The sequence below is a fragment of the Hoylesella buccalis ATCC 35310 genome (genome assembly GCF_025151385.1).
In the GTDB taxonomy this organism is placed as follows: Bacteria; Bacteroidota; Bacteroidia; order Bacteroidales; family Bacteroidaceae; genus Prevotella; species Prevotella buccalis.
The window spans coordinates 1,106,792-1,132,841 of sequence record NZ_CP102287.1; the positions used below are offsets into that span (position 1 = coordinate 1,106,792).

Below are 26,050 nucleotides of genomic sequence, written 5' to 3' on the forward strand. Positions count from 1 at the left end.
ACGACATGAAACAAAACATATATTTGATAGCCGACAGTGGCTCGACAAAAACAGATTGGGCGGTCATTGAAGACAATCAATTGGGAAAGGTCATCACCACAAAAGGGATGAATCCTGTCTTTCAATCGACCGACGAAATGGTAGCTGAAATCACAGAAAACCTTCTGCCTCACCTGCCCACCAAACATTTTTCCAACATCTTCTTTTATGGAGCTGGCTGCATACCCGAAAAGGTTTCAGTGGTTGAAAATGCCCTGCGACAGGTGCTCACGGTAGACGAAAAGGTTGAAGTAAACTCAGATCTCTTGGCTGCGGCACGCGCTTTGTGCGGAAAAGAGCCTGGTATTGCCTGCATCTTGGGCACAGGGTCGAACTCATGTTTCTACGATGGCAAGCAAATAGCATGGCAAGTGCCTGCGCTGGGCTTTATTCTTGGCGATGAAGGGAGTGGCGCCAACTTGGGTAAGCGGTTGGTGAGCGACCTCTTAAAAAACCAGTTGGATGATCAACTTAAAGAAGAATTTTTCGCACAGTTCAACACCAACATGGCCGACATTATTGAAAATGTTTACCGCAAACCATTTCCAAGTCGTTATTTAGCCAGTCTAAACGTATTCTTGGAGCAGCATAAAACACACAAAGCCGTGCACGCGCTGCTGGTAAACGCTTTCTCTGATTTTATCCGTCGCAACGTCATGCAATACGATTACCAACAGTATCCCATGAATTGCATTGGCACCATCGCCCTTGTCTATCAATCGGAACTCACCGAAGCCGCACAGGCATTGGGCGTAAAGATAGGAACCATCAGCAAGGCCCCCATGGAGGGACTGCTCAAATACCACACATTATAAATACAGGAGGATAAGTCATGAGCTTTAAGAAGATAACCGAAGAAGCTTCGTTGTACAACGACTTGGAACATAAGTCGGTAGAAGAACTTTTACAAGACATCAACACCGAAGATCAAAAGGTGGCGTTGGCCGTACAAAAAACCATTCCACAAATAGCCAAATTGGTCAAGCTGATTGTGCCAAGGATGAAACAAGGCGGACGAATTTTCTACATGGGAGCCGGAACCAGTGGCCGTTTAGGCGTGTTGGATGCTTCTGAACTGCCGCCTACCTTCGGCGTTTCAAAAACATTAGTCATCGGACTGATTGCTGGTGGCGACACGGCTTTGCGCAATGCGGTAGAAGCGGCAGAGGACGATGAGGAACATGGTTGGAACGAACTGGCAGAGCATAACATCAACAGCAATGATACCGTGATTGGCATTGCCGCATCGGGTACGACGCCATACGTTGTGGGCGCACTGCGCGATGCACGCGAACATGGTATTCTGACAGCCTGCATCACCAGCAATCCTGATTCGCCAATGGCCGCAGAGTCGGACATAGCCATCGAAATGATTGTAGGACCGGAGTATGTCACCGGTAGCTCGCGCATGAAATCGGGTACGGGACAAAAGATGATTCTCAACATGATTAGCACCGCTGTCATGATACAATTAGGACGGGTGAAGGGCAACAAGATGGTCAACATGCAGCTGACCAACCAAAAACTCGTAGATCGTGGCACGCGCATGCTGGTCGACTTGTTGGGGTTAGACTATGGCAAAGCCAAAAGTCTGCTGCTACTTCACGGCTCAGTAGAAAAGGTGTTGCAAGAAACCAAACTACCCACGAAAGACGAATGATGACCACCCTTAACTTAAAAACATATCAACGATGAAACATATGAGCTTTCTGTTGCTCTTGATGGTGGGAATGCTTTCCTCCATCAGGGCCAACGATATCCCGGTAGTCTACCCCGAACAAGTAGGCATGAACAGGCTGCGACTGCAAAATGCTGACAACGTTATCAATCAAGCCATCCGTGAGAAGCAAATTCCCGGAGCAGTGTTAGCGGTGGTCAGACATGGCAAGATGGCCTATCTCAAAGCATACGGCAACCGTCAGCTCATTCCGACGGTGGAACCCATGACCACGAACACGGTTTTTGACTTGGCGTCGTGTACCAAACCTGTGGCTACAACGATAGCTAGCATGCTCCTCATTGAGCGGGGAATGTTGCGCACTGCAGATGCTGTCAAGATGTATCTGCCCCACTTTCAAAGTTGGAACAGCAAACAAAATGACACCACGACCATACGCATCAGCAACCTGCTGACACATACATCAGGCCTGCCTGCCTATGCTCCCGTCAAACAATTGAGTAGCGAGCGCGACGCTGACAAGCAACAAGTGTTGGCACGTTACATCGATCAATGCCAGCGACAATACAAACCAGGTACGGACATGCGGTATAGTTGTCTTAACTATATCACCTTGCAACGCATTATTGAACACATTACCCATCAATCGTTAAGAACTTTTTGTGCCGAAAACATCTTCATTCCTTTAGGTATGAGCCACACTGACTTCATACCCTGCGCACAAGATAAAAAGGGAAATTGGACGAACACCGATGAGCCACGATGGGGCAAAAGAAACGACTCTGCCGCTTATCCCCTCGCTCCTACCGAGCAACAAACCAACGGACAAGTGCTCAAAGGGCAGGTTCACGACCCCTTGGCACGCGTCATGAACGCGGGCATATCAGGCAATGCGGGCTTGTTTTCTACAGCATCCGACTTGGCTGTGCTTTGTGCCATGCTGCAAAACGGCGGTTCGTGGAACGGCAAACGCATCCTGTCACCCAACACCATCCATGCCATGCGCAACATTCCATCAAGCCTGAAAGACTTTGGACGCAGCTTAGGATGGGACGTGTCGTCGCCATACGCCTCGAATAAAGGAGATCTGTTGAGCAACGAGACCTACGGACATACGGGATATACGGGTACTTCTATCGTGATAGACCCCGTGAACGACCTCTCCATCATCCTGCTTACCAACTGCGTACATCCGCATGACAAGGGCAACACCGTACGTTTGCGTGCCTTGGTGGCCAACGCCGTTGCAGCCAGCATCACCAATGAGGAACCTTTGTACCATGAGCATTACTACCAACGCATGCTGCAATTCGAAAACGAACCTGCCATACAGAAAAACAACATCGTGATGTTGGGAAACAGCATCACGGAGGGTGGCAAAGATTGGGCAGCCAAGTTGGGTAACAAAAAGGTCATCAACCGCGGCATCAGTGGCGATGTAGCCACAGGCATTTACGACCGACTGCACACCATCTTGCCCGCACATCCTGCCAAGATATTCTTGATGGTTGGGGTAAACGACGTGAGCCACGACCTCAGCACCGACAGCATTGCCGACATGATTATACGACTGACGGAACGCATCCGACGCGAATCGCCACAAACCAAGCTCTACCTACAGAGTATGCTTCCTATCCGCGAATCAACAGGCAGATGGAAACGACTGGTGGGTAAGACCGAACAAATACCCGAAATCAACACGAGGTTGCAGGCATGGGCAAAGCAAAACCACGTTACTTACATCAATCTCTTCCCTCTATTTACTGAGCCAGGCACACATATCATGCGCCAAGAATTGACCTACGATGGCTTGCATCTAACAGAAAAGGGATATGAAGTGTGGATTAACGTGTTGAAAAAATATTTATAGAACCCACGTTAAAACTGCGAGGAAGATAGATGTTAATTTACCTCCTCTCATTGGAGCGGACAGCGATAATGCGACATTCTTTTCAATAAGCATGAAGATGGGATGGCAAAAGCAATGAGTTTAGCATCCAAAAGCATTGAGTTTGCCATCCAAAGTGATTGAGTTTGGCACCCAAAAGCAATGACTTTGAAAAGCCTCCTCTAATAGGTTGGATACCATACGAATAGAACTTGGTGAAAAACTATCGATGCAGATAAGAAACACCATAGCCTGATAACGCGTCGGACTGCCGGGTGTGAACAAAAAATCCTTGCCCCATGGGACAAGGATTTCTTTGTATATTAGGCTACATGAACTATCACTCTTTGTTCAAGCGCTTGCGTTCAGTATGGTCGAGCGTTATCTTTCGCATGCGCATGCTCTTAGGAGTAACCTCCAACAGTTCGTCGGCTTTGATGTACTCCAAGCACTCTTCCAGACTCATCACCACCTTTGGAATCACTCGCGCCTTATCGTCTGAACCACTGGCGCGCACGTTGGTAAGCTGCTTGGCCTTGGTTACATTGATTACCAAGTCGTTGTCGTGAACATGTTCGCCTACCACTTCACCTGCATAAACTTCCTCTCCCGGATCGATGAAGAACTTACCACGATCCTGAAGTTTATCGATGGAATAAGCGAATGCCGTACCCGTCTCCATGGCAATCATGCTGCCATTCACTCGTCTTGTGATTTCTCCCTTGAAAGGTTGATACTCTTTGAAACGATGCGCCATGATGGCTTCACCTTGAGAGGCTGTCAGCACATTGGTACGAAGTCCCATGATACCGCGCGAAGGGATATCAAACTCGATGTTTGTACGGTCGCCTTGGCTCTCCATGGAGGTCATTTCGCCCTTTCGACGTGTCACCATGTCAATCATTTTGCTGGAAAACTCTTCGGGAACATTGATGGTGAGTTCCTCGATAGGCTCGTATTTTTCGCCGTTTATCTCTTTGAATATCACCTGTGGCTGCCCCACCTGCAACTCATATCCCTCGCGTCGCATGGTTTCAACCAACACGCTGAGGTGGAGAACGCCACGTCCACTGACAATCCACTTATCGGTTGCATCCTCGAAAGGACGCACACGGAGAGCCAGATTTTTCTCCAACTCTTTTTCCAAACGGTCGTTGATGTGGCGCGAAGTGACATACTTGCCCTCCTTACCAAAGAATGGTGAGTCGTTAATGGTGAACAGCATGCTCATCGTAGGCTCGTCAATGGCGATGGGAGGTAATGGCTCTGGATTCTCAAAGTCACAGATAGTGTCGCCTATTTCGAATCGATCCAGCCCGATAACGGCACAGATATCACCGCTACCCACTTGGTCGGTCTTGGCGTGACCCATGCCTTCAAAGGTATGAAGTTCTTTAATCTTGGTCTTTTCCTGACTGCCATCGCGGTGGCTAATGGTGACATTCATGCCACTGGCAAGAACGCCTCGATGCACCCTTCCTACAGCAATACGTCCTGTGTAATTTGAGTAGTCGAGACTGGTAATCAGCATTTGCGGGGTACCCTCCAACTGCTTGGGCGCAGGTATCACCTCTACAATCTTGTCAAGCAAATATTCTATATTGTCCGTTGGTTTCTTCCAATCCTCTGACATCCATCCGTTTTTGGCCGAACCATATACGACAGGGAAGTCCAACTGGTCTTCAGTGGCGTTCAATGAGAACATCAAATCGAACACCATTTCGTACACTTCTTCAGGCCTGCAGTTGGGTTTGTCCACCTTGTTCACAACAACGATGGGTTTCAAGCCTATCTCTAAGGCTTTTTGCAACACGAAACGTGTTTGCGGCATGGGGCCTTCAAAAGCGTCAACGAGCAAGATACAACCATCCGCCATATTGAGCACGCGCTCTACCTCACCGCCAAAATCGGAGTGACCGGGAGTGTCTATAATGTTGATTTTAGCACCTTTCCAATTGATAGAAACGTTTTTAGAAAGAATGGTGATGCCACGTTCGCGCTCCAAATCATTAGCATCCAATACCTGTCCACTGTTATCCTGTCCGTCACGGAACAATTTTCCTGCCAGCATCATCTTGTCTACCAACGTGGTTTTTCCGTGGTCAACGTGTGCGATGATGGCAATATTTCTAATGTCTTGCATTTTCTGTTACCTTAAACTTTTACGACTGCAAAGGTAACGCTTTTAATTTATAATTCGCAATGCACCATTCGTAATTATAAACTATCAACTATATTTTTTCTACCTTAATAGACATCCATGGACAGAAAACGAGAAAAAAGAACTTATTAAATGTTAAAAAACGACTCAAAGCTGACAAAATATGAAAGAGCGATGATGAAATGTACATTAAAAGCATTACCTTTGCAACCGCATTATTGCACAACATTTTTATTTTTTAATAACAAAGTTCTATGTATTTAGACAAAGCAAAAAAAGAAGAGATCTTTGGACAGTACGGAAAGTCTAACTCTGATACTGGTTCAGCTGAGAGCCAGATAGCATTGTTCTCATACCGTATTTCCCACTTGACGGAGCACCTTAAGAAGCACCGTAAAGATCATAACACTGCACGTTCATTGACCAAATTGGTAGGTAAGCGTCGTTCTTTGCTCGATTATCTGTATGATAATGACATTGAGCGTTATCGTGCTATCATCAAGGCTCTTGGCTTGCGTCGATAAAACGTAACGTGCTATTTAGCTTAAGGAATGAAGTAGGAGGAAACAACTTTTGTTTTCTCCTACTTTTTTTTATTCTCCTTCTTTGAGTATCTCACGCAAAGGAACCATCACAAACTCGCGCTCATGCATCAATGGATGTGGAATTGTCAGTTCGGGAGTTTGGATGTTGAGATGGTCAAACAACAAGATGTCGATGTCAATGCAGCGATCTTGGTAAACTTCATCGTGCGTCTTCTCCACTCGCCCCATCTCTTTTTCGATTTTCTGGGTAGCTCTTAACACCTGAAGCGGACTCATGGTGGTGCGACAACAGATGCAAGCATTGATGAAAGCATGGGGCGATGAGAATCCCCATGGCTGTGTTTCGTAGAGCGAAGACTGGCGTTCTACGGGACCAATCTGTTCTGCTATTCTTACAATAGCTTGGCGAATGGCTCGCCGCCTATCACCCAAATTGGCACCAAGTGCGAGATAAACGATATGCTCTTTAGTCATTTTGCGTGTCTATGACAGCGATTAATCGTCCAAAATCAAGAGTGAATCGCCGTAACACCCAAACTTATAACCATGCTTCACGGCCAGGTTGTAGGCTTCCATCACCAGCTCGTAGCCACCAAACGCAGCTGTTTCCATGAGCAAAGGCGACATACTGTGATAGAAATTGGCAATCATCGTATCTGCCAGACCAAAGTCGTACGGTGGGAAGATGAACTTACTGGTCCAACCATCGTACTCTTTCAGCAAGCCATCTGTACCGACAGCCGTTTCAGTTGCCTTGACAACGCTCGTTCCAACGGCACAAACACGATGCCCTTCTTGCTTTGCTTTGTTGACAATCTTGCAGGCCTGGGCATCTATCTTCATCGGCTCAGAGTCCATCTTATGCTTCGTCAGGTCTTCCACCTCAATGTTATTGAACGCACTGAGGCCACAATGCAGGGTGATATAAGCAAAATGAATGCCCTTGATCTCCATCCGTTTCATCATCTCTCGACTAACATGCAGACCAGTAGCGGCGGCAGTTACGGCTCCTTCATTCTTGGCGAAGATGGTTTGGAAATCTTCCATGTCGTGCGCATCGGCATGCGGAACCTCACGCTGGTTGAGGATATAACGAGGCAATGGTGCCTCACCGAGCGCAAAAAGTTCTTGCTTGAACTCCTCATGAGGACAGTCGTAAAGAAAACGAAGCGTTCGTCCACGACTCGTGGTGTTATCGATTACCTCAGCAACCATGGTTCCGCTTTCATCAAAGAACAACTTGTTACCAATGCGTATCTTACGCGCAGGCTCCACCAACACGTCCCACAGGCGCATTTCACGATTGAGCTCGCGTAAGAGAAAGACCTCTATCTTGGCATCCGTCTTTTCTTTTGTTCCATACAAGCGGGCAGGAAATACCTTTGTATCATTGAAGATGAACGTGTCACCTTCATCAAAATAGTCGAGTACATGACGGAACTCCAAGTACTGCCCCTCTACAGGTTTGCCCTTTTTGTTCTTCTGGAACATGTCAATGGTCTGCGACTTACGATGCAAGACCATCAATCGAGATTCGTCACGACGCGTCATTCGGGAGATATGCTTTTCTCCTTTGTCATCAACTATCTCATGGTAAACACTATGAGGATACAGAGCAACAAGCTCTTCCGGTAAATTGAATTTGAATTGTGATAGTTTCATTTATTGGTGTTTTTCGTCTATTTCTTGTTGATCCAACCACTCTTTAAAGTGATCGAAGTTAATACTGTTTTCTACTTTGATAGCCCCCACTCGGGTCCGGCGCAGTGCTGTGAGGTATGCCCCACTGTCCAAAGCGCGTCCCAGGTCACGAGCCAGGGCTCTGATATACGTTCCTTTACCACAAACGACACGCAACTGGAGCAGCATGGTCGTTGAATCAAAATCCATCACCTCTATCTCGTCAATTCTAACGTTTTTCGGTTTGAGCACCACTTCCTCGCCTGCGCGACGCAAGTTGTATGAGCGTTCGCCGTCTACCTTGCACGCACTGAAGGTTGGTGGGGTTTGTTGAATGTCGCCAACGAACTGTTTCAGTGCCTCATCGATGCGCTCACGTGTGATGTGTTCGGTTGGGAATGTCTGGTTAACCTCGTGTTCTTTATCATAACTCGCAGTGGTTGCCCCCAACTGGAGCGTGCAGGTATATTCCTTATCGTGTGCCTGCAACTGCTCAATTTGCTTGGTTGCTTTCCCCGTACACAACACCAACACCCCCGTGGCTAATGGATCCAACGTGCCGGCATGACCTATTTTTATTCGTTTGACGCCCAACTTGCGAGATATAACATACCGCACATGGGCCAAAGCACCAAAACTGGTCATGCCATAAGGCTTGTCAATGGCAAATATTTCTCCTGTATAAAAGTTCACGGTGTGATTGCTTTTGGGTTTATGAGTTAATGAGTTTTTAAGTTGATGAGTTTGGGAGTTGATGAGTTGATGAGTTTGTAAGTATTTGAGTTTGTGAGTTGTTTTATGGTTTTTTACGAGTGATGTACTCATCATGTATGAACTATCAACTCGTCAACTTGCCAACTCGTCAACTTGTCAGCTAATCAACCATAGCCAACTGATGTCCCATCATCAACCAAATCAAGATGGCACCGCCGACAATGATGCGATATACGCCAAAGGCTTTGAAGCCATACTTGGTGAGGAAAGCCACAAACCATTTCATGGCCAGCAACGCTACGACAAAGGCAACGCCACTGCCCAGCAGCAAAGTGGGCACATGCGCGGACAAGGCTTCCACACCTCCATTCTTGATTAACTTAAACACATCGAGACAGGTGGCTGCGAACATGGTGGGCACAGCCAAAAAGAACGAGAACTCGGCTGCACGTTTACGCGTCAGTCCTTGCGCCATTCCTCCCACGATGGTGGCCATCGATCGCGAGACACCCGGTATCATTGCAATGCATTGGAACAGTCCTACCCGCAAAGCTCTCTTCTCTGTCAGCGGCGTAGACTCGCTTCCATGATTGAACAGGCGGTCGCAAAACAACATGAAAACACCACCAATAACCAACATCACCGCAACCACTACAACGCTTCCCAACATCTTTTCAATCAAATGGTTAGCCAGTAATCCGATAACAGCGGCTGGTATGAAGGCCACTAACAGCTTCCAGTAAAAGTCCCATTTGTGCAAGAAAGCTCTGACTGGCGTACTTCCTGCCGGTGCTGGCGTGTGGTCGAGCCGGAAGAATCGCTTCCAGTAGAGCGTCACAACCGACAGGATGGCACCAAACTGAATGATGACAATGAAGGCATTGATAAACGGATCGTTGGCCTCCATGCCCAACAAGTCGCGCGTGATAATCATGTGTCCCGTCGAAGACACGGGCAAAAATTCTGTCAACCCCTCAACGATTGCCAGAATGATGGTCTCTATAATGCTCATTTATTCTTCAGTATGCTGATCCTTGGGTCTACGAACAATGGCATAAATCATTGACACAAAGCCGATGAAACATACCACCGGAGCCACCTTGATGCGGCGAACGCTGAAGATGTCCGGATTGTATGTCGTTTCTGTAGAGCCTCCTCCACTCATTAGGAGGAAGCCAATGATGACAATCATCATACCGACGGCCAACAATATGAAGTTGACCTTGTCGAATGCGAAGTTTCTTCTATCCATCTTATTGATTGATTTTGCCATGCGTCAGCGTATCCTGTATCCTGTGCATGACGATATGATTGTGAGTTTACTTATTTAGATGTTATATAATTCACCAGCCTTCATCCGCAAGAACTTGTTCACGGAAATATGTGCGCAGATAGCCGTAATGATGATGCCGAACAAGAACACCACAGCCGATGTGACGGCCATGTCGCGCCATGTGACAACGCTCAAGATGTCAGGTTCAGAGACATACAAGCCATAGATACATGCAGCCAGCACGGTGTTGGCTATCAAGCCGGCTATCAAACCTATCCATATCGCACGATTGACAAACGGTCGGCGGATGAAGCTCCATGAGGCACCCACGAGTTTCATGGTGTGTATGGAGAAGCGCCGTGCGTAGATGTCCAGTCGAACGGTATTGTTGATCAGGGAGAATGATACGGTGGTGAGCAAAATGGCTAACACCAACATCACCAAACCCGTCTTAGCCAGGTTGCGGTTGACGCTGTCTATCAACTCTTTTTGATAATTAATCTGATTGACTTTGGGATATTTCTTCAATTCGTCGGTAATCCATTTCAACGAATCATTATTGGCATAATTCGACCTGAGTGTCACCTCAATGGAGGCAGGGCAGGGATTCTCGCCATCGGTAAACTCGGAAGGGTCGCTTCCCATGGCCGCCGTAATCTCCTTAAGGGCCTGTTCTTTACTGATATAATCCAAGCGTTTAATATAAGGTCGCTTCTTGATGTCGGCACAAATCTTCTGAGCTTCAGGATTTGTCATGTCATTTTCCAAAATCAGTTGCACCACCAAATTCTCCTTGACATACGAAGAAAGATTCCTGCCGGTAAGCGTTGAAAACACAACCAATCCCAATAAAATAAGCACCAAGGCTGTGCTAATACAAAGAGTAATGGCCTGTAGTCCACGATGACTACTGGTTCTATTTCGTTTTTTTCCCATTCCGATACGGATATAATACACCAAATTTGTTGCAAAGGAACAAAAAAAACAGCGATATAGCAACGGTTTAACGACAATTAACGTCAATTCTGCACGGGGCTTTCATTGAAGAATGAAGCATTGAGTTTTCAGGTCAAACGAAACGTTTTTCGGTAAAATGTTCTCTGTCGCAACGTCATTTTAACACAAATGCAGGCGTTTTTTCTGCCATCTCTGCCATATTTCTGCAAATATGCGAATTATGAGAAATATTTATTAACAGACTGACTACTAACTTGTTAAATGATTTTTGAACTAAAAACGCCAACAAAAAGTAATGTGTTTGGAGCTAAAATCCCTTCTATTAGATGCCAATTGAGAGGAAAAAGCATGTAAGTTGAAGGGCAAAAGCATGATGATTGAGAGGCAAAAGCATATCAATTGAGCGGCAAAAGCATGATAATTGGCGATTTGTACGGTGTGAATGTGCCACAAATTGATTATTTGAAGGTTTATATGAGCTATTTCTCAATTTTATTTTGTCAAAGAAAAAGAATGCATTTAACAAATAAAAGATTTATTAACAAAAGTGAGTGCCGTGGTCAGTTGTGCTTCCACACATTGTGGTTCATGGCTGGTTTTTGCATCAAGTTTGTTGTGAATACATTGGTTTTAGACAACAAACAACCTTTCTTTAATAAAAGAGCCATGTTTATGCCAGCAGATAGGTCTACAATGGTTTTATCACTTTGCACCAATCATGAACGTTGCTGATTAACAACTTGCGAGGCATCGAATGGTTGCTTGGTTACGTTCTTCATCGATACAAACAAGAAATGCACATCAGTTATCTTTTTCTCCAAACTTGCAATAAAGAGAGGATAGAGATAAATGATGTGCATTTTAATGAAGGATTACTGCTTGTCTGCATTGTCATCCTTCACTTTATCATCAGTAATCAACTGTTTGCTGTGCTTTGCTATTCAGTGATTTTTACCAGATAAGGATAGAAAAGATCAAGGGCACTACCCGCCAAGTTTGCACTCTTGGGTGGAGTTGTTTTTTTCTTGAATGCGCCAATAACCATTGCTTGCATTTCCTCACCATTGATGATTGCGGTCAGCGGTGCCGTAGTTCCTTCTTTCTCTGAATAAGAGAAGGGAGCCAAAGAAACAGCCTTGCTGTTGCTTACGGTCCAATATTTCTCAGACTCATAATAGGTATACAAGTATAAACTTTGCATTTCACCAAGATACTGGCAAGAAGGTATTGATAATGTCGCAGTTTCTGAATCGAAATCCACATTCAGTTTCTCAGTAAACAAGCCCGGGAACTTCATGTATCCCTTTGTAATTTTAACGTTGACCGCACCCTTTTGTGTCTTATTTGCATCCTTATAGAACACCAGATGATACATACCAACAATATCCTTATCAAAATCACACTGCGTGATTTTAATAGAGTCTACGATGGTTGAACCAGCTTGATACTTGATGTAGCCCTGCCGCATGTGTCCTGTGTCGTTCTTCGTGAGGTCTATAGACACCTCTCCGTCTTTCAACGAACAGGTAATCCAATCTGCCATACTGGTGAGCTTAACGTCCACATTATGTTTCAGTGCGAGGCTGAATGAGCGTTTAGCATCATTGAAAGCCATGGCATTGCCTCCCTCCATGGCGAAGATGATGCCTGTCTGCTGCACGGTTACCTTTGTAAAATCGTCACCCGAATAAATCTTCAGAACCGATGAGCGACCTAAGGCTCCAGCGTTTTCCTCCACCTTGACGGTCACCACATCGCCACTGACAGTTGCCGTACACCATGGGTGCTCCGACTCTACTTTCGTGATTCCATGAGGAGCCACTACCTTGACATGCCCAGTAGACGGAGCTGCCTGGAACAACACCGAGCAACTGTCTACCCGAATAGTAGATTCCTTTGCATAAGGGTTGTCCACTTCGTCCCTGCTACAGGCCACGAAGCCTATAAGAAGAAAGAAGACTCCTAATATTCCATGTATTCTTTTCATACGTTTTCTCCTTTACTGTTTAATCATTTTTGTTACATGCGCAATTTGATGACTCAGTCTCGTTGTCCCTACAAGATACTTGGAGCCTTTGTATTTGCCAGCACTTCCGCCTGACGGTTTCAATGTCCACATGATGAACGAGTCAATGACATAATTAGTCAACCCGTTGTTCACCCATGTATAGACAGGATGCGCCTCATCACCATTCCATGATGTCTTCATGCCGGCGTCGGTGTTCCATGTCAGGGTTCCACCAGCATCCAATGCCCATGCACACATGAAAACGATGTTTCCACCTTCCTCGCCTACAGGTTGTGAGTTCCAGAATAGCGTACCAGTGGCCTTGTTGTAAATAAGTACAACAGGGGTTTCGGGTGAATTGGCAAAGAAATTGGTCATGTAGTAGCAACCCTTTTCCTTGTTAGGCGTGAGTTTGACTGTCAGCTTTTTAGTTTTGTCGTATACCAACTGGTAGGTGCCCTCATATTCACTGAACTTGCGGAAACCTTCCGGAAGCACCCCTTGCAGCGTAAAGGCTTTTCCACCCTCGCCCTCACTCGTCAGTGTACCCGCCTCATAGTCGAACGCTAACTCCGAGAGCTCGACACCGTTCACCGTGATAGGCTGATAGAAGCGAATACCCTTGTTGGTGTATACAAATGCTACTTCCATTTCCTCAGACGCTTTGTTCGTGGTATCTGGATTGACATAAAATTGGTTATTATTCAAATCAAACTCTACCCCAACTTTCTTACCGCCAATGCTGCCACCATAGGTTCCAAAGATGAAATCGGACTGTACGGCAATCACGCCCTTGACATATTCCTCGGCCGGCATGGTGAGGCGGCGCAAGTAGCAAGTGTTACCCGAACGTGCGCCATGAAGTTTGATAACATCAACGCCCACGCTATCAATCAGGTACTCAATGTCACCTCCATAGGCCTGATAGCGGTCACTGGTTCCTTCGGCCAAGATGTGAAACAATTTGTTGCCTGTGTCAAAGATAATGCCGGGGCCACCCTCACTGGTCATTTTATAATAGGATGTTTCCGAAACGGCCGGATTGCCACTCATCTCGCCCCGTATGGTTGCCTGCAGGCTGTCAAATTTTACCGTGTAGACAAAGCCACCATTCTCCTGGTCCTTGTCCCTGAGCCCTGGATAAACCTCAAACACCCATCCATGCTCCGATTTCATCAGTGCTTGTCGCGTTGAATTCAACAAATTGTTGACGCGTTTGGATGATGGGACATCAAAATATTCGTCCTGTTCCGGATTGCAGGCTACTACCGCCAACAATGCGGGAAGCAAGAACAGCAGATATGCGAAATATTTATTTTTTTTCATAATAGTCTCCTCTCGTTATTTTACTGTCAAATCCAACAAGTCGACCTTTCCGTCAACAACTTCAGCCTCGCGCCTGAGTACGATCTTTCGCAACTCATCCATATCGATTCCCCATGCCTTTTCCATATAGTCTTTCACGATGGAGAGTTTCGAAGCAATCAGTCCAGAACCTTCTTCGCCTGCCTTTTTCATCAATGCGTCCCATTGCTCGGCGGTATTGGTAACATAAATTGAAACCATTTCGGCAAAGTCCTCACCATGAGAATGCTGCGCATAGGAAGAAATGAAGCCATGCTCCAGGCAATAATTACTTCCATTGTACGGAGGATCACTCCACTCGCCTGCCACATAACCTGTGGAGGTGATCAGCTGGTAGTCGGCTGGATAATCTTTTGTCTGGTTAAGAATATGAGTGAACTCATGGTAGACGGTCTTCAGATAATAATGATTCAGCGAAGACACACTTCCAAGGTTCTCGTTTAAATGATTCACACCTGCCAGGAAAACCTTCTTGCCTCCCTCGGCAGTACCTAGTACAAACGTGCCGTTGTTCTTGAACTCCCAGTTCCCAACCAGATAAATTTGCTTGGGAAAGTTACTGCGCGTGAAGTTGATACCGGCCGCCTCGTCAAAGGCTTCAAGCACGGCGTACTTGATGACGTGAGCCAACTTCACCGACTGCTCATAGTTGGCTGGAATCAGATAGTAGTCATGGTCTGACTCAATATCCTGAAAGCGATATTTCAAATCAATGTTGTAGGTATTGATAAAATTAGCTTTCAGCCAATAGTCAAACTCCGTGTAGTCAACGTCGTCGACGGTGATGATGCTCTCGTCGCTTAGTTCATCTTCCGAACACGACGTGAAAGCGGTCACACCTAACAACAACGCCAGACTGTATATTGATAATTTCTTCACATTCATAATGATACTCTTGAAAATTATTTTTTAGTTGTATTTCTCGGATTAGGCTTAACACCTGCATCAATTACCTTGGATGGCAACTGGAGTGCCCGCCTGTCATCGTCCTTAGAAAGGAAATCCGTCTTCTCTTCGGGCTCTCCTGCCATAGATATCTTACGGCGCGGATATTCTATACCGTAGCGCTTGATGTCGAACCAACGGATGCCTTGATGAATGGTTTCCATCCGACGGAAGCCAAGCACACACTGCAACATCGCTTCCTGCGTGCTGCCTTCTTTATCGATTGTGAACGCAGGATGCAAATGCTTCTTGATGGTCGAGGCTAATGGACTTTCCTTGTCATCATAACTATACTTCGCCTTATTATAGAATTCCTCGATCTCTTTGGGCGTGAGCACCATCTTCGACTTAGTGGCATTCTGCATCCACAGGGTCAGATCGGCTGCCGCCTGGTCAAACTTTTTAGTCATAATGTAGGCCTCAGCACGATTCAACAGACACTCGTCTGTGGTGAGCAAAGTAAATATAGACTTGTTGTAACCTATACCTGCCACAGGGTCAGTATACTCAAATAGATGAGGTATGCGCCAGTAAATCACGTAACTATAGCCTGTTCCTGGATAGGTGTGAGGAGCATCGTAGAGCCTCGTGCTGCCACCCCAGATGTTTTGAGCTCCGCCAAGTTCATTGGTAGAGATATAGGTGCCATGCGTGTATTTCTTCCAAGTCCTGTATGGCCCGAACGCTAACCCACCTTTTGAAAATCCCGTAGCCAACAAAAGATTGCAATTCAGTTCTGATGAAACATAATGTTGTGAACGCACATCAAATTTAGAGGGCAGCTTAGCCGTATTAGCCCAGTCTCTGAGTAACGACGCAGGATTACCTCCTAAGCACTTGTTGGCATACTCAATGGCCTTGTCCCATTTTTCATAATACAGATAGAAACGTGCAGCAAACGCATAAGCGGCACCCACATTAAAATGATACTTAGGCACACTGAGATGACTGTCACCAACCAGCGGAAGGGCTTTCTGGATATCCGCATCTATCGACTTGTACACATCGGCAACCGTTCCCCTATCGGGGACCTGGCCAATCAGCGAGCCTGTTTCATACATCAGTGGGATACCCAAATCCTTGTCGGACGTGGCTGCGTTGTAGTTTTTGCAGAAGATGTTCACCAGCATGAAATGTCCGTATGCTCGAACCATCAATGCCTCGCCCATGCTCTCACGCAACAAAGGGGTGGTTGGACCTCCCAGCTTGTCAATAGCATCGAGTGCGTTGTTGGCCGTGGTAATAGCGTTGTAGGCATTCTGCCAATAGTTCTCGGGCGACTCATTGTTGTTCTCCGTGGGATCTTTCCAAGCATAGAACTCACCAACGAATCGGTCTGTATAGGTATTGGGATACTCGTCGACATTGTCAGACATCAGTTCTGTGAAGATCTGATAGGTGTGGGTAGGATAGGCCGAAACGAGCAGGTCCTTTACCTTCACCTCATCGTCCACAATAGTACGGTTGTCGGGCATCACGTCCAAAAAATTATCGCATCCTGTGAGTACTGCAACACCCAAAGCCAGGATAAATGTATGGTATATAGATCTCATTGTTCTCATATCGATAAATGTTTTTAAATTCCTAATCGCAAGGTAAGTGTAAACTGCTTCGGAACGGGAACGGCAACACCACCCGTATTGAAGAACTCGGGATCTTGTCCGTTGAGTTTCTTGTCAGCATAAATCAAGAAGAGGTTCGTAGCCTGCAACTTCAGGGAAAGGTTGTTCAAACCGATAGCACCGTATAGGGACTTTGGGAAATCGTATCCCAAAGATATCTCTTTCATGCGGATAAAGTCGCCCTTGGCGATACGCGCCGTAGAGAAATTATAGGAGTTGTAGGCAATACGCAGGTCGGTGTCGTTCCAGTTCTGCCGTTGTGTGGCAATCGCTGGAATGTCTGTTGTTTTCTCCTCTCCTGCCGCATCCATCGGTTCTTGAACTCTTTTGGGGTTGAAGTCAGGTCATTGTAATATGCCTTGAACACAGGATCCAGCCTTACCACGTTTCCAAAGGAATAGGTAATGAATACATTCATGCTCAGTCCCTTATATCGGAATATGTTTCCCAACGAGCCAGTGGTGGTGGGATCTGTAGGGCCTTCGTATTTCAAGAAGTCAAGCTGCTCTTTCTTACTGTCCTGGAAATAGATGCCCGACACGGTGGTTGTACCGTCCCAATTGGTGAACGTGGGAAGTCCCTCGCCATTCAATCCTGCAAATGGAACGGAGAACAGAGCCCTGACGGGATAGCCCTCGCGTGCGAAACCGCCTCCACTCACCAGGTCGATAACACGCGTAGACGTTTCCAAATCAGTCACCTCGTTATGTACGTATGAGTAGATGAGACTGGTGGTCCACGAGAAGTCTTTCGTCTTGATGTTCGTGGTGCTCAAGCTTATCTCCAGACCATTTGATTCCATCGAGGCGATATTTCCATATTTACGTACAAAGCCATCGGTACCTGCCGTAGTGGCAAGCCCAATCAAGTCGTAATTGTCACGCGAATACACGTCGACTGCAAAATTGATTCGGTTTGACAAGAAGCCTGCCTCCAAGCCAAAGTTCCATTCCTTCTTCTTCTCATAAGTTAGATTGGGGTTGGCCGCATCGTCTATATACAGTCCCGACTCGCTGTCCTTGGTGATGTATCTCCACGGTGTGAAACTGCCTATGACGGCCTGTGCATTGGTTACCGAGGGGCGGTCTGCAGTCAGTGAATAAGATGCTTTCAAAGTGAGGTGGCTTAATGCCGGCCTAAGTTTCTCAAACCAAGGTTCTTCGTGTGCGTTCCAAGCCCCAGAGATATTCCATGTTGGGAGCCATCGTGCCTGTCTTGACATACCCAGTCCGTTGGTACCTTCGTATCGATAGGTTCCATTCAGCGTATAGCGTCCTTTCCATGAATAGGTGGCGTTTGCAAAGAAAGCGGCACTGCGCACATGCGTGTTACGCAGCGAATAGTAGTCGGCGCCCTCTTCCTTGCTCTTCTTGAATACCTGATAGGCATAGTTTGGGATTTCACCCATTTGGTACTGCATGCCCCATCCGCGGAACCATGTCTTATGGCGGTCATAGCTATTGGTTTCCAATCCCCCATACAGGTTCACGATGTGATCCTCGGCAAAGACATTGTTGTAGGCCGCCGTGGCACGGAAGTCGAATCCAAACATACGGTTGTCGGTGCGTTCCATAATACCACCATAAGGCATAACCGTCACAGGCAGGGCCGTTAGATTCTCGGGATCTCTGTACAAGAACGGATTCTTGTCACGGATGGTCGATGTACCCATGGCCCGGTAAGCCATGGCTTGGTTCGAGGCATCAAGTATGTTGTGCTCGTTTGAGGTCGCATCGTACTTCACCGCTCCCAGCACTGTGAGTTCAACAGGTGTGATGGGCTTATAGGTCAAACGGCCTTGAACACGGAAGTTGATGACATTCAGATCCAGATAATTGTTCTCCAACTCATGCATGATGTTGAACGGTGCGTAGTTGCGGGTATAGAATGTATTTGCATCCAATGCGCGCGAAGTGTTCAGTGCGTACGAGTAGGGGTTGATATCGAAGTCACGCTTCACCTCACCCATCACGGCATCCACCGACGAACTGAGGGTTCCTGGTGCGCGCTGCTTACGATAGGAGGCATTGGCGATCAAATTGAAGTTCACCTTTCTCAAAAGGTTGAACGACGAATTGACATTCGCCGTATAGCGTTGCACCTTGCTCTGCTCTGTCCAGCCCGGGTCAAACATGGCACTCACCGAGGCATACGTCTGCGATTTGTCCGTTCCCGAAGAAATGCTAACCGAATGGTTGTGCATGATATTGGTTGAGAACAGCTGGGCAAACCAGTCGGTGTTGCGATACTCTGCCTCACGAAGATATTCGGCAATGGCTTTCGGAGTGTTCTCCAAAGCAAACTGCCCTGTCCGCACGTCATACTGACTCAGCATCTGGTACATTTTTCCATAGACACCCGAGTCGGAGGCGTTGGACGTTCCTGCATAAGGAAGATATCCCTTGAGGAACAACTCCTGGTATACGGCCATCTGGTCCTGCGAGTTCATGATGTTGAACTCGGCATACGAGGGTACCAGCCTCATGGTGTACTCGCCACTATAATTAATGTGTGCCTGCCCTGCTTTTCCTTTCTTGGTGGTAACGACAATCACGCCAGCCATGGCGCGTGCACCATAAATAGAGGTGGCCGAACCGTCTTTCAAGATTTGGAAACTCTCGATGTCATCGGCGTTCAGTCCGGCGATGGCCGAAGAAATTAGCGTATTGGCATCACCTGAGGAGAGCTGATCTGCACTGACATTCTCTACATCCTCCATGATGACACCATCCACCACCCATAGTGGCTTGCTGCTACCATATATAGAGGTGGCACCACGTACACGAATCTTGGGCGCGGTACCAAAGGTTCCCGTCACGTTTTGTACGGAGACACCTGCCGCGCGACCCTCTAACGATCGACTGATATCAGCCATACCGTCTATCTTCGCATCCGCGGCATTAACTTTAGCGGAGGCACCGGTAAAGAGGCGTTTGTCTATCTTCTGCATACCAGTCACCACTACTTCGTCTACTTTCTGCGCGTCCGACTGCAACACGATCTTCATGTTTTGCGTACCGCGCAAGGTCTGCGTCTTCATTCCTATGTACGTCACCGTAATCATAGGATTGCTCTTCGTTGAAGTAAGCGAAAACTTACCGTCAACATTCGTCACCACGCCTGTCTTTGTCCCAACAACCATCACAGATGCTCCAATCACCGGTTGGCCATCATCCGCAGAGGTTACGGTACCATTGATTAGCGTCTGAGCATTTGCCACTCCTATACAGAGAAACAAATCCACAAGCAAAATCGTTAATTTTTGTTTCATATTTTTCAAGTTAAGATTACTCCCAATTTAATCATTATTGAGTATTTCATCCTGTCTCACGACATGAAATTATGAATTAAAAGTAAAAACAGTACAAATAATAACAAAAAAGAGTTATAGTCACTAAAACATCTTGGACAAATATAAGTTAAAAAAACTATAAACGCAAGTTGATTTAAAAGTATAATATCGTTTTTAACTTTCTTTTACAATTAAACCTCCTTTTACCACTTTTTATCGGTAAAAATCAAATGATATTGCTTGCGCTCAAACGTACTGTAAGCCCATAGCTCACAGATTGCTTCCTAAGAATCAACATATCTTTTTTCTTGTCGAATATGGTAAATCATTTTCTACAAGAAAAATAGCTTTGCTGCTTTAATAAACAAAACTGTACATTTGTTGCTTGATAAACATCACAACCCAAACAAATGATTATCCACAAAACGACCAGACCCTGCTGATTTATAATTTTCTAGAACCGGATTTTGTCAAGAAAACCAACCGTTTTTTAACACTTCCCGAACGCTTCTTCTAGAAAAAGAATAGGGTGATTCAGATGCAGTGACGAGAGTTTTGGCGGGGTGTTCATGCACATTGAAGGCCAATCTCCATGCTTTTTCAACACTTCTTATGCACTTTGGGCTAAAAATAACCATGACATTGAGTGATTAAAGTTATGGGTTTGACGGGCAAAAGCAATGCTATTGGAAGGTAAAAGCATAGCTATTGAAAGTAAGAAGCCTTGACAAAAGAGATAACAAACTGAACACAAACATCTTACAAACACGCGAAATCCTGGCCGTATTTGCGAGCAAAGGGGCATGAGGCTGCGAATACGCGAGTTATGAAGAAGGCTTTGTCAAGAAAATTTCGCATTGCTCGCTGGGTTACGACTTGCACAAAACAACCTTTTCATTGTCATAATGAGAACAATATTTGTACAACTCGCTTTTTTTGTTTTCCTTTGTATCTGACAATCGGCGCGCATGGTGCCACACCATCAGGGGCCGACGTAGCATGAAACAGCGCAACACGATATTGACAATCACCGGTTCTGACGGTTCTGGGGGTGCCGGAATCCAGGCCGACATCAAGGTTATCACGTCCTTGGGCGGATATGCCGTGTCGGTCATCACGTCAATCACCATGCAGAACACGCTTGGCATCCAGCGCTTTTACGACATCCCGGCCGACATTGTGGCAGAGCAGGTGGAAGCTCTTATTGATGACATCAAGCCCTCGGTGGTGAAAGTTGGCATGGTTCGCAACGTGAAGACGCTGGATAACATAGTGAGCATTTTGGCGAAACGCCAACCACTGAAACTCATCTACGACCCGGTGGTAACGTCGAGCCAGGGCGACCTGCTGATGCCGCCAGAGACGATTGACAGCGTCAAGACCAAGCTGTTGCCGCTGTGCTCGCTGGTTATCCTGAAGCAAAACGACGCAGCCTACTTGCTGAACAGTCCGCTCAAGACCCACGACGATATCGTCAACGGCATGAGAAAGCTGTTGGACATGGGGTGCCGAGCCGTGCTGTTGCACAGCGGCGATGACCACGATTTCATCGCATGGCAGCAAGATGGCGACATGCATGTAGAGCCCTCGCCCACCCTTTGGCAAACCAACGCACACGGATTGGGCAGCAACCTGACCTCGGCCATCGCCTATTTTCTGGGCGAAACAGATGATTTCAGAGAGGCCATCAGTAGAGGCAACGCTTACATTCATCAGCAGATGAGCGAGATGGGTGAACTGAAAGGACGGGGAAGCGAGCTGCTCAACGCGTTCATGAAAGCCGTGTCTACGCATTATGCCACCAACAACGACGTGCGGTTCTATGCCGACATGCTGAACGTGAGTCCCCGTTACCTGGGACAGGTGACCAAACGCATCGTGCAGAAAACGCCGAAGACCCTCATCGACGAACAAGTTTTTCACGAAAGTAAGTTCTTGTTGGACACCACCAGCAAGACCGTTCAAGAGATAGCGTATGCGCTGGGGTTTAACTCGCAGTCGCATTTCACGAAGTTTTTCAAGAAGATGGGAAACTCAACACCAAGTATTTACCGACAAAAACAAATAAAATGAAAACAACTGAAAGACAAACATTGAATCGTAATTTAGCACAAATGCTCAAGGGAGGCGTCATCATGGACGTTACAACACCCGAGCAAGCACGTATCGCAGAACAAGCCGGAGCCTGTGCGGTGATGGCTCTTGAACGCATACCGGCCGACATACGCGCGGCAGGTGGCGTTTCGCGCATGAGCGACCCGCACATGATCAAGGGCATTCAGAAGGCCGTAAGCATTCCGGTGATGGCCAAATGCCGCATCGGACACTTCGTTGAAGCTCAGATTTTGCAGGCCATTGAGATTGATTACATCGATGAGAGCGAGGTACTCTCGCCCGCAGACAATGTCTATCACATTGATAAGACCAAGTTTGAAGTACCTTTTGTCTGCGGTGCAAAGAACCTTGGTGAGGCGCTCAGACGCATCGCTGAAGGCGCAACCATGATTAGAACCAAGGGAGAACCGGGTACAGGCGACGTGGTTCAGGCTGTGACACACATGCGCATGATGCAGGCTGAAATCAGAAGGCTTACCTCTATGGCTGAAGATGAGCTGTACGAGGCCGCTAAACAATTGCAGGTTCCCTACGAATTGGTGCAGTATGTACACGAAAACGGCAAGCTGCCTGTGGTGAACTTTGCCGCCGGTGGTGTGGCAACTCCTGCCGATGCAGCCCTGATGATGCAACTCGGAGCAGAAGGAGTGTTCGTGGGTTCGGGCATATTCAAATCGGGTAATCCTGCCAAGCGCGCAGCTGCCATCGTACAGGCTGTGACCAACTACAACGATGCGAAGCGGTTGGCCGAGCTGTCAGAAGACCTTGGTGAAGCCATGGTGGGCATCAACGAACACGAGATTGAAGTGCTAATGGCAGAAAGAGGAAAGTAAACAGATGAAAATAGCTATATTGGCATTACAAGGAGCATTCGTCGAACACGAACGAATGCTCCGTTCTTTGGGCGTAGAAACGTTTGAAGTGAGGAACAAAGACGACTGGCAGCAGCCGAAGGACGGTCTGATTATTCCTGGTGGAGAGAGCACCACGATGGTGAAGTTGCTGCATGACCTCGATTTACTGACATCCATACAGCGTGAAATCCATGAGGGATTGCCGGTGTTTGGCACTTGCGCAGGACTTATCTTGCTGGCTAAACAAGAGAATGGGCAAGCGGCTTCACGCATTTCCACGATGGATATTGACGTTTGCCGCAACGCTTATGGCAGACAGTTGGGCAGTTTTCGTACCGTATCATCATTCGAAGGCATTGAAAACGATATCCCCATGACCTTCATCCGTGCCCCTTACATCAATCAAGTATATGGCGAGGCTGAGGCATTGGCAACGGTCAACGGACACATTGTAGCCGCTCGGCAAGGTCATCAGCTGGTCACAGCCTTCCATCCCGAGCTGGATGAGGATGTAAGCATACACAAGTATTTTGTTGAGAGCATTAAAAAAGGATAGGAAAGCTTTTGTGCCAACCTATCCTATTCTTTATATAAATGTGTTCGATGCGAACTAAAGTTTACCGATGATTCCTGCTTTTGTAGCCTGAATGAAACGTATGATGTTCTCAATTTCAGGACCGCCGGGAACTTGTTCCTTTACTTGCAGCACCGCATCGAACACACTTGTTTGGCCATGGAATATCAGGCGGTAAGCATTGGCTATGTGACTCTGAACCTTTTCTGTGACGCCATACGTTTCCAACATGGTCTTGTTGGGACCTCCATAGCTTACTGGCACACCGCCAGCAATGATGAATGGCGGCACGTCTTTATAGAACGTGGTACCAGCTTGTATCATGGCGTAATCGCCAACGCGCGTGTTCGCATTCTCGATAACACTTGAACTGAAAATCACTCCATTGCCAATTTCACAATCACCGGCAATCTTGGTTCCATATCCAAACACACATTGATTACCCACTTTGGTGTCATGTGAGATGTGAGTTCCTTCCATCAAGAAGTTGTCATGGCCGATGACGGTCTGTCCTCCCGCATGGGTTGCCCGATTGATGACGACATTCTCACGAATGATGTTGTTGTTTCCGATAACCAATTCGGTGTCTTCTCCCTTGAATTCAAAGTCCTGTGGAAGGGCTCCCATCACCGAACATTGATGCACGGTGTTGTTGCATCCCAGACGAGTTCCCTTCAAAATGCTGACAAAGGGATAAATCACACAGTTGTCTCCTATCACAACATCTTCTTCAATATATACGAAAGGGAAGATTTTACAATTGTTTCCAATCTTCGCTTTGGGTGATATTTCCGCTTTCTCACTGATATCGTATGCCATAATTCTTCGTTTTTTAGTTTTTTGTTTTTTAGCAGATGAGTTGATACATCATGCGGGTTAGACCTTATTTCATAAGACTATTTTGTCTAAAGAGCCCTACCTTGTCAACTTATCAACCATCCTACCCTATTCTTTCATACCGCCGCCGAGGGCCTGATAGAGATTTACAACGGCCTGCATCTTGTGAAAATCGTCCGTAATCTTAGCCATCTGCGCATTGAGAAGGGTTTGCTGAGCAGTGATTACCTCAAGGTATGTACTACTCGACTGACTTAAAAGAAGCTTGGTATCCTCCACATTTTGTTGCAGAGTTTGTATTTGTTTAGCCTCAATCTTGCTCTTTTCATCTGACGAATGATAAAGCACAAGTGCGTTACTCACTTCATTTCCTGCCTTTAAAATGCTGTTCTGCCATGTGTTGTAGGCCTTTTCATATTGCGCTTCAGCAACGCGTAGGCCTGCAATAATCTTTCCCTTTTGGAAGATAGGCTGCACCAAACTGCCGACAGCCGACAACATCCATTTGCCAGGATTGATGACCGCAGCACCCGCACTGTTAGTAAACATTCCGGTAGGAGCAATCGTCAGACTTGGATAAAAACGGCTTCGAGCGGTTTCTACGCCATAGAAACATTCGGCTAATTGCATCTCAGCCGCATGAACATCGGGACGATTGGCCAGCAACCGGATGCCGATGCCGGTAGATAAGTTGGTGGGCAGAGCCTGATTCTCAAGCCTTCCGCGCGAAATACTCTGTGCCGGTTGTCCCATCAAGAGCGACAAAGCGTTCTCTGTTTCACGTATCTGGCGCACTAAATCGGTCTTTTTGGCCTCCACTGCGTAGTAGTTAGCTTCGGCACTCTGTACACCTGTCGACCGAATACCGCGTCCAAGATCTTTCAATACCTTCATCTTGTCCCACGTTTCCTTGGTCAATTCGTGCATGTTGTTGACGATTTCGAGCTGCTTGTCGAGCATCAAAAGGGTATAATACATATTCGCTACCCCGCTGATGATATTGGTTTTAACCAACGTCTGATAGTCCTTTGTGGCCAATAATGCTACCTGTGCGGCACGTTTCTGACTGAGCAAATTGCCAAACAGGTCAACATTCCAGCTGGCAGCAACGGGCAATTGATAAGTTGAAACGGCCTTTCCACCATCCCAAGAAGCGATGGTTCCCTGGGGAGCAAAGGTGAAAGAAGGCAGAAAAGACAACCTGGCTGCTTTCAATTGTGCCTCAGCCATCTTCACGTTCAGCGCAGCATTCAGAAGATCTACATTGTTGGTCAACGCCCTTTCTATGTGCGTTTGCAACTGTGGGTCGGTAAACACACTGCGCCAAGGCATGTTACCAAAGCTCGTTGTGTCCGTCACAACCAACGTATCTGTCATCGAAAGCGAATCACGAACGATGCCCCTGGTGTTCACATTGGGGCGTTGGTACGTTCCATAGAGGCTCTTGCAGCTGGTCAACGCCAATGCTGCAAGTCCCATAATCATTATATTTTGTATTTTCAT

Annotated in this window: 20 protein-coding genes and 1 pseudogene; 7 read left to right on the top strand and 14 right to left on the bottom strand. The window is 46.8% G+C overall.

The window, feature by feature from the left end:
• The first annotated feature begins 5 nt into the window (after nt 1-5).
• Genes NQ518_RS04665 through NQ518_RS04675 form a run of 3 tightly spaced genes read left to right on the top strand, consistent with a single transcriptional unit; the run spans nt 6 to nt 3,587 of the window.
• On the top strand, nt 6-854 hold the full coding sequence (locus NQ518_RS04665; protein ID WP_227205042.1) for an ATPase: 849 nt from the start codon (nt 6-8) through the stop codon (nt 852-854).
• 17 nt (nt 855-871) lie between these two features.
• The gene (gene murQ / locus NQ518_RS04670) at nt 872-1,699 is read left to right on the top strand and encodes an N-acetylmuramic acid 6-phosphate etherase (protein ID WP_004348551.1); all 828 of its coding nucleotides are present in this window, start codon (nt 872-874) and stop codon (nt 1,697-1,699) included.
• A 31-nt stretch (nt 1,700-1,730) separates the two neighbouring features.
• On the top strand, nt 1,731-3,587 hold the full coding sequence (locus tag NQ518_RS04675; RefSeq protein WP_227205040.1) for a serine hydrolase: 1,857 nt from the start codon (nt 1,731-1,733) through the stop codon (nt 3,585-3,587).
• A 358-nt stretch (nt 3,588-3,945) separates the two neighbouring features.
• Here the strand turns inward: NQ518_RS04675 and typA are convergent, their stop codons facing one another.
• Nucleotides 3,946-5,748, bottom strand: a complete 1,803-nt coding sequence (typA, locus tag NQ518_RS04680) for a translational GTPase TypA (RefSeq protein ID WP_227960708.1) — start codon at nt 5,746-5,748, stop codon at nt 3,946-3,948.
• A 272-nt stretch (nt 5,749-6,020) separates the two neighbouring features.
• Here typA and rpsO point away from each other — a divergent pair, with 272 nt between their 5' ends.
• A complete protein-coding gene (gene rpsO / locus NQ518_RS04685; RefSeq protein WP_004348548.1) occupies nt 6,021-6,290 on the top strand; it encodes a 30S ribosomal protein S15 in 270 nt (89 codons plus the stop codon).
• A gap of 69 nt (nt 6,291-6,359) precedes the next feature.
• On the opposite strand, the gene folK is transcribed toward rpsO, so the two are convergent.
• The 11 genes and pseudogenes from folK to NQ518_RS04740 form a co-directional block, all read right to left on the bottom strand.
• On the bottom strand, nt 6,360-6,785 hold the full coding sequence (folK, locus tag NQ518_RS04690; protein WP_227205036.1) for a 2-amino-4-hydroxy-6-hydroxymethyldihydropteridine diphosphokinase: 426 nt from the start codon (nt 6,783-6,785) through the stop codon (nt 6,360-6,362).
• Nucleotides 6,786-6,806: 21 nt separating this feature from the next.
• Nucleotides 6,807-7,973 (bottom strand): tRNA preQ1(34) S-adenosylmethionine ribosyltransferase-isomerase QueA, encoded by a 1,167-nt coding sequence (queA, locus tag NQ518_RS04695; protein ID WP_227205034.1) that lies wholly within the window; start codon nt 7,971-7,973, stop codon nt 6,807-6,809.
• Entirely contained in the window at nt 7,974-8,684 is a 711-nt protein-coding gene (gene truB / locus NQ518_RS04700) for a tRNA pseudouridine(55) synthase TruB (protein WP_227960706.1), read from the bottom strand. It lies immediately after the preceding gene.
• 181 nt (nt 8,685-8,865) lie between these two features.
• Nucleotides 8,866-9,717 (bottom strand): undecaprenyl-diphosphate phosphatase, encoded by an 852-nt coding sequence (locus NQ518_RS04705; protein ID WP_227960704.1) that lies wholly within the window; start codon nt 9,715-9,717, stop codon nt 8,866-8,868.
• Nucleotides 9,718-9,957: a DUF3098 domain-containing protein gene (locus tag NQ518_RS04710; RefSeq protein ID WP_227960702.1), complete on the bottom strand. Its 240-nt coding sequence runs from the start codon at nt 9,955-9,957 to the stop codon at nt 9,718-9,720. It lies immediately after the preceding gene.
• Between the two features lie 75 nt (nt 9,958-10,032).
• Entirely contained in the window at nt 10,033-10,914 is an 882-nt protein-coding gene (locus tag NQ518_RS04715; protein WP_227960700.1) for a cell division protein FtsX, read from the bottom strand.
• A gap of 958 nt (nt 10,915-11,872) precedes the next feature.
• The gene (locus tag NQ518_RS04720; RefSeq protein WP_227960698.1) at nt 11,873-12,922 is read right to left on the bottom strand and encodes a BACON domain-containing protein; all 1,050 of its coding nucleotides are present in this window, start codon (nt 12,920-12,922) and stop codon (nt 11,873-11,875) included.
• 12 nt (nt 12,923-12,934) lie between these two features.
• Nucleotides 12,935-14,269 carry a DUF4302 domain-containing protein gene (locus NQ518_RS04725; protein WP_227960697.1) on the bottom strand — a complete coding sequence of 445 codons (1,335 nt, stop codon included), beginning with the start codon at nt 14,267-14,269 and terminating at the stop codon, nt 12,935-12,937.
• A gap of 15 nt (nt 14,270-14,284) precedes the next feature.
• Nucleotides 14,285-15,193 carry a zinc-binding metallopeptidase gene (locus NQ518_RS04730; protein ID WP_309565794.1) on the bottom strand — a complete coding sequence of 303 codons (909 nt, stop codon included), beginning with the start codon at nt 15,191-15,193 and terminating at the stop codon, nt 14,285-14,287.
• Nucleotides 15,194-15,210: 17 nt separating this feature from the next.
• Entirely contained in the window at nt 15,211-16,815 is a 1,605-nt protein-coding gene (locus NQ518_RS04735; protein WP_227960696.1) for a RagB/SusD family nutrient uptake outer membrane protein, read from the bottom strand.
• A 14-nt stretch (nt 16,816-16,829) separates the two neighbouring features.
• A pseudogene (locus NQ518_RS04740) lies at nt 16,830-20,146 on the bottom strand (SusC/RagA family TonB-linked outer membrane protein).
• Between the two features lie 1,020 nt (nt 20,147-21,166).
• On the opposite strand from NQ518_RS04740, the gene NQ518_RS04745 reads away from it, so the two are divergent.
• From NQ518_RS04745 to pdxT, 3 genes are read left to right on the top strand one after another with little or no spacing between them, the layout of a single operon-like run.
• Nucleotides 21,167-22,240: a hydroxymethylpyrimidine/phosphomethylpyrimidine kinase gene (locus tag NQ518_RS04745; protein WP_227206234.1), complete on the top strand. Its 1,074-nt coding sequence runs from the start codon at nt 21,167-21,169 to the stop codon at nt 22,238-22,240.
• Nucleotides 22,237-23,115, top strand: coding sequence for a pyridoxal 5'-phosphate synthase lyase subunit PdxS (gene pdxS, locus NQ518_RS04750; RefSeq protein ID WP_227206232.1), 879 nt, complete (start codon nt 22,237-22,239; stop codon nt 23,113-23,115). Before NQ518_RS04745 ends, pdxS begins: the two co-directional genes overlap by 4 nt.
• A gap of 4 nt (nt 23,116-23,119) precedes the next feature.
• On the top strand, nt 23,120-23,692 hold the full coding sequence (gene pdxT / locus NQ518_RS04755; RefSeq protein ID WP_227206230.1) for a pyridoxal 5'-phosphate synthase glutaminase subunit PdxT: 573 nt from the start codon (nt 23,120-23,122) through the stop codon (nt 23,690-23,692).
• A 54-nt stretch (nt 23,693-23,746) separates the two neighbouring features.
• Here the strand turns inward: pdxT and lpxA are convergent, their stop codons facing one another.
• Nucleotides 23,747-24,529, bottom strand: a complete 783-nt coding sequence (gene lpxA, locus NQ518_RS04760) for an acyl-ACP--UDP-N-acetylglucosamine O-acyltransferase (protein ID WP_227960694.1) — start codon at nt 24,527-24,529, stop codon at nt 23,747-23,749.
• Nucleotides 24,530-24,655: 126 nt separating this feature from the next.
• Nucleotides 24,656-26,050 carry a TolC family protein gene (locus NQ518_RS04765; protein ID WP_227960692.1) on the bottom strand — a complete coding sequence of 465 codons (1,395 nt, stop codon included), beginning with the start codon at nt 26,048-26,050 and terminating at the stop codon, nt 24,656-24,658.